Genomic DNA, 12877 nt, shown 5'->3' on the forward strand with positions numbered 1-12877 from the left:
AACCTCCCGGTCGGCCCACCCCGCCCGTCGCCCCCGGGTCCCTGCAGGGACCCGGGGGCGACGGGCGTCCGTGGACGACGGGCACCCGCACCGGACCGGGCCACGACGGCCGCTCAGTGGCGACGGGTCGAGCCGGAGCGGCGACGGACCACGTACACGCCTCCGAGGACCGCGGCGAGCACCAGCGCACCGCCGCCGGCCAGTTCGAGCGGCTCCAAGCCGCCCACCGAACCGCCCAGACCACCCTGTACCCCGCGCGGGGGAGTGAGGATGGTGGAGCTGATCGTCGGGGTGGCGGTCGGAACGCCGCTGATCGTCAGATCGACGGTGTCCGAGATCCCGCCGGTGCAGTTGAACGACACGGTGTACACGGCGCCTCGTCGGGCGTCCGCGTCCACGGTGGCGATGGCCGCCGAGCCCGGTGCGATGGTGACGGTGTCGAAGATGCCGGCCGAGGCCCTCGCCGTACTGGCGCAGCCGGGGGCACTGAGCGTCACCCGTCCGCCCGGGGAGACGAGCGAGGGCGACACGACGAAATCGCCCGGTGCCTTGGCTCGCGCTGCCCGCGGGTTCGGTGCGGGAGCGCCGTCCGCCGCGACGGCGGCGGGGGCGGCCAGGGCGAGGGCGGCCGCCCCCAGCAGGGCAGTGGTCGCGGCACGTATCGCGCGCATGGTGAATCCTCCGGGTCCCGAGGGGCAGCCGCGGAAGGGGGCTTCCGCGAAAGACCGTGCGTGCACCTCGATGTCCGAAACGCTAGGAGCGCACTACCACAGCCGCGATTCCAGACGTGCGAATGGGGCATGGATGTCCCCCGACCGGCCTACACGGGCGTGTCGCCTCACGGTGTGAGCTGCGGAAACAGATCGGTGAACGGCGCGGCGGTGGCCGAGATGCCCCGGCCGAACGGCGCGTCGAAGTCCCAGATGAGGAACAGCAGGAACGCGATCAGCACACTGAAGAGTCCGGCGAGCAGCAGTTCGCGCCCGGTTCTGCGGATCTGCAGGGTGAAGATCAGGCCGACCGTCACCAGGGCGCCGATGATCAGGCCGAACCACACCACCCCCGGCATGGTCGCCCCCGCGTTCTGCCCCCGGGACCCCCGGGCGTCGTCGGCCACGGCCACCTGGTCGACCAGCGGCTGGTACGCCTGCCCCTCGAAGTCGTTGGCCGGCTGGTAGTCGGTGACGCTGCGCCGCACCTTCTCCAGGAGCGCGGTGCCCTCCTCGCTCAGCTCGCCGTGCTCCGCCATGTACGTCCACTCGTCGTTGACCACATAGGCGACGTAGGCGTCGACATCGGCGCGGATGCGCTCGCGGACCACCTGCGGGTACACCTCGACGCGGGCCGAGATCTCGTGCATCGCCTGGGCCTCCTGCCGCACGGTCTCCTGGGCGGCCCCGCGGGCCTCCCAGACACCGGCGATGGCGAGACCGAGGACGATCGCGTAGATCACGCCGATCATCATCGTCATGTATTCGATGACGTCCGGGGTCTCGCTGGGGTCGTCGTCCTCGGGGATCCGGCGGTTGTTGATGACGACGATCGTGAGCACGACAGCGCACGCGGCAGCCATCGCAAGGGTGAGAACAAGCCATTCAGACATGGATTCCTCTTGCGGGATTCGGAGAGACGAAGGGGCCGATGGGTCGGCGGGTCACTTGGACCGGGGGCGCAGGATCGCCGTCGCGAGCACCGCGGGCGCGGTGATCATGAGGGTCGCGGTGACGACGGAGGTGCCGTTCTTCGGCTTGGTGTGCGTGGCGCGGCGGTAGTGGGGCAGTGCCACGGGGCCGGGTGCCGGGGTCCGTGGCCGCACGGTGGGCGGCGGCGTCGGGCTCGGGCTCGGCGGCGGGGGAGGCGGGGGCGGCGCGGGCGCGGGCTCCGGCGGCCTCGTGGTCGGAGGGGCGGGCGGCGGCGGCTCCGGGCGGGGTGCCGGCTTGGTGGCCGGTGGCTTCGGCGCGGGCCGGGGCGGGAGAGGGGTGGGCGGAGGCGGCTTCGGTGACGGCGAGGGCGTCGGGGACGGGGACGGGGAGGGGGACGGCGGTTCGGGCGTCGGCGTCGGCGTGGGAGTAGGCGTGGGCGTCGGCTCGGGCGTGGGGGACGGGCACGGCGGGGGCGGCTCGGTGGGGCAGGGCTTCGGGTGGTGATGGCCGTGCCCCTTTCCCTTGCCGTGGCCCTTCCCGTGACCCTTGCCCTTCCCTGAGCTGCCGTCGCCGTCGTGGTGGCCGTCGCCGGCGATCGCCACCGCGACGTGGGAACCGCCCGGGCCGGTCGAGGCGTAGGCGCAGGCGTCCGCGGCGGCGGGCACCGGGGTGGCGAGCAGCCACACCAGTCCGAGGGCCGCCAGCGGCCGCGCGAGGAGTGATCCGTACAGAGACACGCCGTCGAGCTTGATCACAGACGCGGCGCGCCGGGGCGGAATCGAGCGGGATTCGCCGGATGGAGCGGATCTCCGGAGGCGCCGGTTTGACGTTTCGCCACGATCGAAGGCGGCGGGGGCGACTCGACCGTCTCCATGCCCGCGTATCGCGGGGTAGATGGATTCCGGAAGGCGGCGGACCGGGTCCGTTCCGGCCTCGGATCGATAACTGTCCGGTTGTCGCCCTGTCGGACGGGAAGGTGAACGGGGCATCCTGCACCGGCGACCAGGCCCCTCCGGCAGTAACAGCCGAGGTACGGGCGGGACCTGGGCGTCCTTCGCGGGGAACCGCGCTCGGCCGAAAGAGCCGACGCACACTCATATGCACGTGAATTTGCACAGCCTGAAGGCGTGAACTCTTCGTTCCGGGAGCACGTGCCAATGGCGTGTGACCAAGAACGGACCGCGAATTTCCGTTTCTACTCGCTCTCTCGGCGGGCGATCAGTAGCCTCACCTCGAACACCGGCCGCGAACACCTGGCCGCATCCCCCATGGCGACTTGTTGGAGACATTGATGGAGCGTCCCGCCTGGGCTCCGCCTGGTATCGACATTTCGGTGCCGAGCGTGTCCCGTATGTACGACTTCTATCTGGGCGGCTCGCACAATTTCGAAGTGGACCGGGAAGCGGCGCGCAAGGCCATGGAGTTCATGCCTGGCCTGCCCAAGGTCATGCAGGCGAACCGTGCCTTCATGCGGCGCGCCGTCCGCCACGCCGTTGACAACGACGTCACCCAGTTCCTGGACATCGGCTCCGGCATACCCACCTTCGGCAATGTGCACGAGGTCGCCCGGACCGCCGACCCCTCCGCGCGCGTGGTCTACGTCGACCACGACCCGGTCGCCGTGGCCCACAGCCGCGCCGTCCTGGAGGGTGACGAGGGAGCCGCGGTCGTCGCCGCCGACCTGCGCAAGCCGGCCGACATCCTGTACAGCCCCGAGGTGTCCCGACTCCTCGACCTGGAGCGGCCGGTGGCGCTGCTCCTCGTCGCCGTCCTGCACTTCCTGGAGGACGAGGACCGGCCGTACGCGGCCGTCACCGAACTGCTCGATGCCCTCGCGCCCGGCAGCCTCCTCGTCCTCACCCACGCCTCGTACGAGGGCATCCCGCTCTCCGAGGAACAGGCCGGCGGCACCGTCGGGGTCTACCGGAACATCCGCAGCCCCCTGGTGATGCGCTCCGGCGCCGAGATCACCCGCTTCTTCGAGGGCACCGAACTGATCGAGCCCGGCCTCGTCCCGATGCCCCTCTGGCGTCCGGACAGCCCGGCCGAGGAGGAGGATCCCTACGCCTTCTCCGGTTTCGCAGGGGTGGGGCGCAAGGCGTGAAGGTCCCGTCTCAGCCGTCCGGCAGCGTTGCCGAAGCCGACGGCCCGGAGGACAGACTCAGGCGGTTCGTCACCATCTGGAGCCGTGCGATCTTCCCGGTGACCGCCACCTCGCTGACCCGCGCCGAGTTCGAGGGTCATCTGCTGCCGCTGGCCCGCACCCTGTACGACGCGCTGCACGCCCGGCCCTTCGACACGGCCCCGGCCCACCGCACCGGCGTGGCCCTCGTCGCCGCCCACTGCACCGACCCGGACGCCCTCGGCCGCAGCCTCGGGGTCGTCGACTCCTACCTGGTGCTCTACTGCGGTACGGAGTCGGACCTGCCGGCCGAGGAGCTCCGGGCCCGCTGCGCCCGGCTCCAGCACGCCATGGCCACCGGCTACGCCCAGGCCCTGCGCGAGCGGACCCGCGCCGAGCAGGAGGCCATCGCACGCTCCGCGCTCTCCGCCCGCAGCGCCGCCGAGATCGCCCTGCACGCCACCGAGAGCCGCTTCCGGGCGGTCTTCGACGGGGCGGCGATCGGCATCGGCATCGCCGACCTCGACGGCAACGTCCTGGAGGTCAACGAGACCCTCACCCGCATGTTCGGCGGGATGGAGGGCCCGCTGCGCAGCCGGAAGGTCAGCGAGTGGGTCCACCCGGAGGACGGCCCGCACGTCTGGAAGCTGTACGAGGAGCTCGTCCGCGGCGACCGCGAGCACTACCGGGTGGAGAAGCCCTACTACCGCGGTGACGGAACGGTTCTCTGGACCAACCTCACCGTCTCGCTCCTCCGCGACGCCGAGGGCAACCCCCAGTACCAGCTGGCCCTCATGGAGGACACCACCGAGCGGCGCCTGCTCCATCTGCGCCTGCGGTACGAGGCCACCCACGACGCGCTGACGGGACTGCCCAACCGCACCCTGTTCTTCGAGCGTCTGGAGAAGGCCCTCGCGCCCGGCGACAACGCCCGCTTCGGCCTCTGCTACCTGGACCTCGACGGCTTCAAGGTCATCAACGACAGCCTCGGCCACTCCACCGGAGACCGGCTGCTCGTCGAGGTCGCCGACCGGCTGCAGACCTGTGTCACCGGGGCCGGCGAGATGGTGGCCCGGCTCGGCGGGGACGAGTTCGTCGCCCTCACCACCGGCGCCGGCGGTGAGCGCGACGTCACCGAACTCGCCGACCGCATCCTCGCGGCCCTCTCCACCCCCCTCCGCATCGACGGCCGCGAACTGACCGTCCGCGGCAGCCTCGGCGTCGTCGAGGGGCCGGCCGGCGAGCGGACCCCGGCCGAGGTGCTGAGGAGCGCCGACATCACCATGTACCGGGCCAAGTCCGCGGGCGGCAACCGCTTCGAGCTCGCCGACGCGGAGGCCGACGCCCGCGCCATCACCCGGCACGGCCTCACCACGGCCCTGCCGACCGCCCTGGAACGCGGCGAGTTCTTCATCGAGTACCAGCCGCTCGTCCACCTCGACGACGGCAGCGTCCACGGCGCCGAGGCACTCGTACGGTGGTGCCACCCGCAGCACGGCGTCCTCGGCCCCGACCGCTTCATCCCGCTCGCCGAGGACACCGGCCTCATCGTGCCGCTCGGCCGCTGGGTGCTCCAGGAGGCCGTGCGCCAGGCCCGCTTCTGGCAGACCCGGCACTCCGACGGCGGCCCGCTGCGGATCAACGTCAACCTCTCCCCGACCCAGCTCCACCACCCGCGCCTGGTCGCCGACACCGTCGACGTCCTGGAACGGTCGGGGCTCGAACCGGGCGCGCTCTGCCTGGAGGTGACCGAATCGGCGCTCATCGGCGCCGACGAGGACCTTCTCAAGCCGCTGCGGCAGCTCGCCGAGATGGGCGTGGACATCGCGCTCGACGACTTCGGCACCGGCTACTCGAACCTGGCCAACCTGCGCCGGCTGCCGGTGAGCGTCCTCAAGCTCGACCGCTCCTTCACCCGGGGCATGCAGCAGCACCCGGTGGACCCGGTCGACCTCAAGATCGTCGAGGGGATCGTCTCCCTGGCGCACAGTCTTGAACTCGCCGTCACCGTCGAGGGCGTGGAGACCGGAGCCCAGGCCCGCCAGCTCCGCGACCTCGGCTGCGACACGGCCCAGGGCTGGTACTACGCCCGCCCCGGCGCCCCCGACCGCATCCACTCGCTGCTCCTGGCGGACGCGGTCTGAGACCCGAACGTACGAAACCGGCCTCCCCGCGCGAAGCGGGGAGGCCGGGAAGAGTGCGGGGGAGGAAAGCGGAGAGGCTAATTCATTGGAGTATGAGAAGGAAGCCTCTCCATGGCCTCGCCCCGGAACGACCGTAACACTCAGGCGGGCAGCAGGTCGCGCAGATTTTCCGGGGTGATCACGGACGAACCGGGAGCGAGGCCGTCCGGCCGCTCCAGGCCGATGTACGTCACCGGGGCGTCCGGCACCGTCCGGCCGTCCCACAGGGTCGTCGACGCCCCCGACTCCTCCATCAGCGCCACCAGGTGACGAACCGTCAGTGGCGTCCGGGCGAAGAGCCCGCGCAACAGGACCGCGATCGACACCCGGTGCTCCTCTACCCGGTTCCCCGACGGCGCCCCCCGCAGATACAGATGCAGCCAGTGCGCGTGCCAGCGGCCCTCCTCGTCCCGCCGGAAGGCGAGCGGCAGTGCCACCCGGCCGGGGCCGCGCAGATCCGACTTCATCCGCACGGTACGCGGCTCGAACGGCCGGCCGCCCTGCTCGCCCTCGCGCAGCATGAACCCGAAGAAGCCCTCCGCCACCTGGTCGAAGCCCTCACCCGAGAAGACGTGCACCTGCGGGACGATGAACGTGCCCCGCACCGCGCCGAGCCGCAGATCGATGAACTCCGATGCCCCGTCCGGGGCTTCGGTGATGTCACCCGAGTGCCGGCCCTCGACGTCGGTCAGCGCCGTGTACGACAGCCAGGTGATCGTCGCGTAGTTCTCGTCCAGGACGGCCGCCGACAGGTCCAGGTCGGTCGTGTGTCGCGCCTCCCGCCAGTACGTGAAGAAGCGCAGCAGCTCCCCCTCGACCGGCGAGACCGAGCCGCGCGGCAGCACGCCGAGCCCCGCCGAGGCGGCCCGGCCGCTCAACGGCAGCGCGACGTCCAGCACGTCGGGGTCGATCAACAGGTGCCCCGGGGCCGGGAGTCGGCGCCGGGTCTCGGCATCGAGGACCGCGATGAGGCGCTCGCGGTCGGTGTCCGCCAGCGCCGGACGCGTGTCGGCGGTGACCCAGGCCTTGCCCTCCCGGTTCACGAACACCCGGCGCTCCCCACCGCTCGCGCCCGCGCGGTTCTGCAGGTGCTCGCGCACCGACAGGACGACCCGGCCCGACACCTCCGGCGCGGCCCGCTCGACGGCCGCGAGGACCGCTTCCCGCTCCTTGCCGTCCGCCGCACCGCGAAGGAGCCGGTCCAGGGCGCGGAACAGGCGACCCGGTGCGTGGGACGCCAGCAGCTCCGCGGCGGCCGTGACATCACTCCGACCGAGCATCTCCTCCATTCGGCTGTCGAACGACGGCACCTTCCGCTCGCCCCGGGCCACGGCGAACACCTCTGCCGCGTGCGGCCAGTGCGGGTACTCGTGGGGGTGCAGCCGCTCCCCGAGCCGCTTCCACGCCTCGGCGTGCGCGGACACGTCCGCGAGCTTGGCCGGGGACGCCGCCACGACCGCGTCGAGGCCCGCGAGCAAGGCGCGGCGGTACGGGCGGGACAGCGCGCGGAAACGGGTCGGCTCGCGCAGGGTGACATCGCCCTCCGCGAGGGCGCAGGCCAGCCGCAGGACATCGGTCACGGTGTCGAGCAACGGAGCCGCGCCCGCCCGCAGCCGGGCGTGGTTGACGACGGCGCGGTTCTCCCGGACCGTGATCGTCTCGGGCTGGGGACCGTCCGCGCAGTGCTCGGCGAGCACGGCCAGATCGCGCAGATGCTCCTCGCCGAGCGGGGTCGTGCTGCCGGCCAGGGCCAGATAGACCCCGGTGACCTCGGCGTCGCCGTCCGCGCCCGGGTGGAGCACCGTCAGCCGGTCACCGGCCGTCGCGATCAGCTCGTCGTGGGCGGCGAGCATCTCCTCGTACGTGTGCCGGTAGCGGCCGTACGACGGGAGGGTCAGCAGGTCGAGGACGCCGGCGCGCAGCCGGTCGACCGCGCCCGCGCGGGCATCGACGTCGTCGAGCGCCTCGGCCACGCACGCCATCCAGAAGTCGAGCGTGTCCGGCACGTTGGCCGGGAAGTCGACGAAGTAGACGTTGTGCCGCACATGGTCGCCGACGAGTTCGCGGACCGTGGCCAGGGTGCGTACCGCGGTCTCGACGACCGTCGGCTCGGCGAATCCCGACAGGCGCTCGATCAGCTCGGCCGAGAGCTTGAAGCCGGCGGTCATCAGGGCCGCGTCGAACCTGCGAACGGCGGCTGCCCCGTCCCCGGCCGGACCGGTGGGGGAGGGGAGACGGTGGGTGTGCCGGACGACCAGGTGTTCGAGAGCGTGGACCATAGGGGCATGTTCGCAGTCGCCCGACGTCGGTCGCACGCGGATTTACGGCGGTTCAGGAGAGGCGGGCCACTCGGGCGACGGCCGTCTCAGCCGACGTCCATCGCCCGTTCGGGGCCACCCCGGCGCGCGGCGAGCAGCATCCGCTGGAGTTCCCGCGCCGCCCGTGGAGGCGCCACATCGCTCCGGTGTGCCAGAGCGATCGTCCGGCGCAGGCCCGGCCGGGCGAGGGCGGTCACGCGGAGGTCCCGGCCGGCGCGTGCTGCCACCATCGCGGGGACGACCGCGAGCCCGAGCCCGGCCCGTACGAAACCGAGGACCGCGTCCAGCTCGCCGCCCTCGACCGTGAAGGTCGGCTCGAAGCCCTCCGCCCGGCAGGCCGCCACGGTCAGTTCCCGCAGGTCGTAGCCGTGCCGGAACATCACGAGCGGCTGGTCCCGCAGGTCCGTGATGCGCACCGGGCGGCGTGGCGCCGGGGCCGACGCCGAGGAGACCACCACCAGGTCCTCCCGGAGCAGCTCGACCGTGGTCAGGGCCGGTGACGGGGTCGGCAGCGGCAGGACGACCAGCGCCAGGTCGAGGGCCCCGCGTGCCAGCTCCCGTACGAGATCGTGCGAGCCGCCCTCCTCGATGAGGAGCTCGATGCCCGGGTGCAGGTCGTGGAAGGCCCGCAGAACGTCCGGCAGCAGCCCCGTGCACAGGCTCGGGGTCGCGCCGAGCCGCACCCGGCCCCGCTTCAACTGGGCCAGCTCCTGCACCTCGATCCGGGCCGTCTCGGTGTCGGCGAGGATGCGTCGGGCGAGCGGCAGCAGGGCCTCGCCCGCGTCCGTGAGCGTGATGTTGCCCCGGGCGCGGCTGAACAGCTCGGCGCCCAACTCCTGTTCCAGGGCCTTGATCTGCTGGGAGAGCGAGGGCTGCGAGACATGGACGCGCTCGGCGGCCCGGGTGAAGTGACGGGTCTCGGCCACGGCGACGAAGTAGAGGAGCTGCTGGAACTGCATGAACACCAGAGTAGGCGACTTTCATAGGGGAGGCCTATCGAGATCAGCCGGACCATGTCTTGGACCTCTCGGGGTCTTCGGCCCTAGCGTCATGAGCATGGCTCTGGCACCCACGAGGGACCGGACGACGGGCCGCCCGCCGTCCCCCACACCGTCACGCGGATTCCTGTCATCGACCCTCGGCAAGAAGACGGTCATGGCCGTCAGCGGGCTGCTCATGCTCGGCTATCTCGTCGCCCATGTCGCAGGCAATCTGAAGGTCTTCTTCGGCCCCGAGGAGTTCAACGCCTACGGCCACTGGCTGCGGGTCATGGGCGCCCCCGTCCTGCACCACGAGTGGGCCCTCTGGCTCGTCCGGATCGTGCTCCTCGCCGCTGTCGTGGCCCACGCCGTCTCGGCGTACCAGCTCAGCCGCCGTGACGTGAAGGCCCGCCCCACCGCGTACGTCCACCGCCGCAAGCGCTCCTCGTACGCCACCCGCACCATGCGCTGGGGCGGGATCATCCTCGCCCTCTTCATCGTCTGGCACGTCCTCGACCTGACCACCGGCACCGTCCACCCCGGCGGCTTCGAGGAGGGCAAGCCCTACCAGAACGTCGTCGACACCTTCTCCACCTGGTACGGCAACGTCATCTACATCGTCGCCATGCTCGCCGTCGGCCTCCACGTCCGGCACGGCTTCTGGAGCGCCGCCCAGACCCTCGGCATCGGCAGCGCCCGCCGCGAGCGCCTCCTGCGAGGTCTCGCCGACGCCCTCGCGCTCGTTCTGACCGCGGGCTTCATCTCCGTCCCCGTCGCCGTCATGACCGGAGTGGTGAGCTGACATGAGCTTCCTCGACTTCACGACCGGTGAGCCGGTCGTCGATCACAAGGCCCCCGCGGGACCCGTCGCCGAACGCTGGGACACCCGCCGCTTCCAGGCCAAGCTGGTCAACCCCGCCAACCGCCGCAAGCACCGCGTCATCGTCGTCGGTACCGGTCTCGCCGGCGGCTCGGCCGGCGCCACCCTCGCCGAACAGGGCTACCACGTCGTCCAGTTCTGCTTCCAGGACTCCCCGCGCCGCGCCCACTCCATCGCCGCCCAGGGTGGCATCAACGCCGCCAAGAACTACCGCAACGACGGCGACTCCATCCACCGCCTCTTCTACGACACCGTCAAGGGCGGCGACTTCCGGGCCCGCGAGTCCAACGTCCACCGCCTCGCCCAGATCTCCGTCGAGATCATCGACCAGTGCGTCGCCCAGGGCGTCCCCTTCGCCCGCGAGTACGGCGGACTCCTCGACACCCGCTCCTTCGGCGGCGTCCAGGTCTCCCGCACCTTCTACGCCCGCGGCCAGACCGGCCAGCAGCTCCTCCTCGGCGCCTACCAGGCACTGTCCCGGCAGATCGCCGCCGGAAACGTCGAGATGCACGCCCGTACGGAGATGCTCGACCTGGTCGTCGTCGACGGGCGGGCCCGGGGCATCGTCGCCCGCGACCTGATCACCGGCGAGATCTCCACCCACTACGCGGACGCGGTCGTCCTCGCCAGCGGCGGCTACGGCAACGTCTTCCACCTGTCGACGAACGCCATGAACTCCAACGCCACCGCCGTCTGGCGGGCCCACCGGCGCGGTGCGTACTTCGCCAATCCCTGCTTCACCCAGATCCACCCCACCTGCATCCCGCGCACCGGCGACCACCAGTCCAAGCTGACGCTGATGAGCGAGTCGCTGCGCAACGACGGCCGCATCTGGGTCCCCAAGGCCAAGGGCGACGCCCGCCCCGCCGCCGACATCCCCGAGGAGGAGCGCGACTACTACCTGGAGCGCATCTACCCCTCCTTCGGCAACCTCGTCCCCCGTGACATCGCCTCCCGCGCCGCCAAGAACGTCTGTGACGAGGGCCGCGGCGTCGGGCCCGGCGGCCAGGGGGTCTACCTCGACTTCGCCGACGCGATCCGCCGCATGGGCCGGGCGGCCGTCGAGGAGAAGTACGGCAACCTCTTCGACATGTACGCGCGGATCACCGCGGAGAACCCGTACGAGGTCCCCATGCGGATCTACCCCGCCGTCCACTACACGATGGGCGGACTCTGGGTCGACTACGACCTGCAGACCACCGTCCCCGGCCTCTTCGCCATCGGCGAGGCCAACTTCTCCGACCACGGAGCCAACCGGCTCGGCGCCTCCGCCCTCATGCAGGGCCTCGCCGACGGCTACTTCGTCCTCCCGGCCACCATCAACGACTACCTCGCCCGGCACCCCCGCACGGAGCCCGTCACCGACGACCACCCGGCCGTACGGGAGGTGCTCGCCGAGACCGAGGACCGGCTGAACCTCCTCCTGGCCGTCGACGGCGACCGCACCCCCGACTCCTTCCACCGCGAACTCGGCGAACTCATGTGGGAGTACTGCGGGATGGCGCGCACGGAAGCGGGCCTGCGGACTGCGCTGGCCCGCATCCCGGAGATCCGTGAGGAGTTCTGGAGCCGGATCAAGGTCCCCGGAACGGGCCGGGAGTTCAACCAGTCCCTGGAGAAGGCCAACCGCGTCGTCGACTACCTGGAACTCGCCGAGCTCATGTGCCTCGACGCGCTGAACCGGGCCGAGTCCTGTGGCGGCCACTTCCGGGAGGAGTCCCAGACGCCGGACGGCGAGGCGGCCCGACGCGACGAGGAGTTCTCCTACGCCGCGGCCTGGGAGTTCAACGAGGGAGCCGCCCCCGTCCTCCACAAGGAAGACCTCGTCTTCGAGTACGTCCACCCCACCCAGCGGAGCTACGCATGAAGCTCACCCTGCGCGTCTGGCGCCAGAAGAACGCCGACGCCGTCGGCGCCATGTCCACGTACGACGTCGACGGCATCTCCGCCGACATGTCCTTCCTGGAGATGCTCGACACCCTCAACGAAGCTCTCATCCTGCGGGGCGAGGACCCCGTCGCCTTCGACCACGACTGCCGCGAGGGCATCTGCGGCGCGTGCAGCCTCGTCATCAACGGCGACGCCCACGGTCCGGAGCGCACCACGACCTGTCAGCTCCACATGCGGTCCTTCTACGACGGCGACACCATCGACATCGAGCCGTGGCGCGCCTCCGCCTTCCCGGTCGTCAAGGACCTGGTCGTCGACCGCTCCGCCTTCGACCGCATCATCCAGGCCGGCGGCTACGTCAGCGCCCCGACGGGCTCGGCCCCCGAGGCCCACGCCACACCGGTCCCGAAGGCCGACGCCGACTTCGCGTTCGAGCACGCCGAATGCATCGGCTGCGGAGCCTGTGTGGCGGCCTGCCCGAACGGCTCGGCGATGCTCTTCACCTCGGCCAAGGTCAACCATCTCAACGTCCTGCCCCAGGGCGCCCCGGAGCGCGAGACACGCGTCCTGGACATGGTGGGCCAGATGGACGCGGAAGGCTTCGGCGGCTGCACCCTGACGGGCGAGTGCGCGACGGCCTGCCCGAAGGGGATCCCGTTGCCGTCGATCGCGGCGATGAACAGGGAGTGGTTGCGGGCGCAGCGAAAGGTGAAGGGGTAGAGAGGCGTCGACTCGGGGCGGAGTCCGGATCAGGACAGTCTTCGGGCGTGGGCTCCGCCACACGGCGCACCCCGAGTCGAAAGATCATTCACGAAATGATCACTTTCTCCGTAAGATCTTCGCCCCGGGGCCCTGTCGACC

At 71.4% G+C, this 12877-nt stretch carries 10 protein-coding genes; 5 read left to right on the forward strand and 5 right to left on the reverse strand.

Translation table 11 applies throughout. The features are described 5' to 3' along the window. Nucleotides 1-113 precede the first annotated feature (113 nt). From OG514_RS28275 to OG514_RS28285, 3 genes are all read right to left on the reverse strand, one after another. Entirely contained in the window at nt 114-671 is a 558-nt protein-coding gene (locus tag OG514_RS28275; protein ID WP_266899589.1) for a hypothetical protein, read from the reverse strand. 167 nt (nt 672-838) lie between these two features. Continuing rightward, the gene (locus OG514_RS28280; RefSeq protein ID WP_266899591.1) at nt 839-1603 is read right to left on the reverse strand and encodes a DUF4239 domain-containing protein; all 765 of its coding nucleotides are present in this window, start codon (nt 1601-1603) and stop codon (nt 839-841) included. Between the two features lie 51 nt (nt 1604-1654). Beyond that, complete coding sequence (locus OG514_RS28285) at nt 1655-2380, reverse strand: hypothetical protein (RefSeq protein WP_266899593.1); 726 nt, start codon at nt 2378-2380, stop codon at nt 1655-1657. Between the two features lie 554 nt (nt 2381-2934). Between OG514_RS28285 and OG514_RS28290 the strand changes: the two genes are divergently transcribed. Both OG514_RS28290 and OG514_RS28295 read left to right on the forward strand, forming a co-directional pair. Then, entirely contained in the window at nt 2935-3747 is an 813-nt protein-coding gene (locus tag OG514_RS28290) for an SAM-dependent methyltransferase (protein ID WP_266899594.1), read from the forward strand. Next, a complete protein-coding gene (locus tag OG514_RS28295) occupies nt 3744-5909 on the forward strand; it encodes a bifunctional diguanylate cyclase/phosphodiesterase (protein ID WP_266899596.1) in 2166 nt (721 codons plus the stop codon). The genes OG514_RS28290 and OG514_RS28295 overlap by 4 nt, the downstream gene beginning before the upstream one ends. Before the next feature lie 140 nt (nt 5910-6049). Here OG514_RS28295 and OG514_RS28300 read toward each other — a convergent pair whose 3' ends face one another. Both OG514_RS28300 and OG514_RS28305 read right to left on the reverse strand, forming a co-directional pair. Continuing rightward, nucleotides 6050-8227, reverse strand: coding sequence for a hypothetical protein (locus tag OG514_RS28300; RefSeq protein WP_266899598.1), 2178 nt, complete (start codon nt 8225-8227; stop codon nt 6050-6052). Between the two features lie 86 nt (nt 8228-8313). Continuing rightward, nucleotides 8314-9225 carry a LysR family transcriptional regulator gene (locus tag OG514_RS28305; RefSeq protein WP_266899600.1) on the reverse strand — a complete coding sequence of 304 codons (912 nt, stop codon included), beginning with the start codon at nt 9223-9225 and terminating at the stop codon, nt 8314-8316. A gap of 196 nt (nt 9226-9421) precedes the next feature. On the opposite strand from OG514_RS28305, the gene OG514_RS28310 reads away from it, so the two are divergent. The 3 genes from OG514_RS28310 to OG514_RS28320 are packed head-to-tail and all read left to right on the forward strand — an operon-like array spanning nt 9422 to nt 12736. Beyond that, the gene (locus OG514_RS28310; RefSeq protein WP_266900991.1) at nt 9422-10048 is read left to right on the forward strand and encodes a succinate dehydrogenase; all 627 of its coding nucleotides are present in this window, start codon (nt 9422-9424) and stop codon (nt 10046-10048) included. 1 nt (nt 10049) lies between these two features. After that, the gene (locus OG514_RS28315; protein ID WP_266899602.1) at nt 10050-11993 is read left to right on the forward strand and encodes a fumarate reductase/succinate dehydrogenase flavoprotein subunit; all 1944 of its coding nucleotides are present in this window, start codon (nt 10050-10052) and stop codon (nt 11991-11993) included. Continuing rightward, a complete protein-coding gene (locus OG514_RS28320; RefSeq protein WP_266899604.1) occupies nt 11990-12736 on the forward strand; it encodes a succinate dehydrogenase/fumarate reductase iron-sulfur subunit in 747 nt (248 codons plus the stop codon). The genes OG514_RS28315 and OG514_RS28320 overlap by 4 nt, the downstream gene beginning before the upstream one ends. Nucleotides 12737-12877 lie beyond the last annotated feature (141 nt).

Origin of the sequence: Streptomyces sp. NBC_00572 (assembly GCF_026341815.1) — a bacterium.
Taxonomy (GTDB): domain Bacteria; phylum Actinomycetota; class Actinomycetes; order Streptomycetales; family Streptomycetaceae; genus Streptomyces.

Excerpts from the sequence above, each read along its gene's own strand:
- OG514_RS28310 (WP_266900991.1), top strand. The coding sequence starts at position 9,422 with ATGGCCGTCAGCGGGCTGCTCATGCTCGGCTATCTCGTCGCCCATGTC.
- OG514_RS28275 (WP_266899589.1), bottom strand. The coding sequence starts at position 671 with ATGCGCGCGATACGTGCCGCGACCACTGCCCTGCTGGGGGCGGCCGCC.
- OG514_RS28320 (WP_266899604.1), top strand. The coding sequence starts at position 11,990 with ATGAAGCTCACCCTGCGCGTCTGGCGCCAGAAGAACGCCGACGCCGTC.
- OG514_RS28305 (WP_266899600.1), bottom strand. The coding sequence starts at position 9,225 with ATGCAGTTCCAGCAGCTCCTCTACTTCGTCGCCGTGGCCGAGACCCGT.
- OG514_RS28315 (WP_266899602.1), top strand. The coding sequence starts at position 10,050 with ATGAGCTTCCTCGACTTCACGACCGGTGAGCCGGTCGTCGATCACAAG.
- OG514_RS28290 (WP_266899594.1), top strand. The coding sequence starts at position 2,935 with ATGGAGCGTCCCGCCTGGGCTCCGCCTGGTATCGACATTTCGGTGCCG.
- OG514_RS28300 (WP_266899598.1), bottom strand. The coding sequence starts at position 8,227 with ATGGTCCACGCTCTCGAACACCTGGTCGTCCGGCACACCCACCGTCTC.
- OG514_RS28280 (WP_266899591.1), bottom strand. The coding sequence starts at position 1,603 with ATGTCTGAATGGCTTGTTCTCACCCTTGCGATGGCTGCCGCGTGCGCT.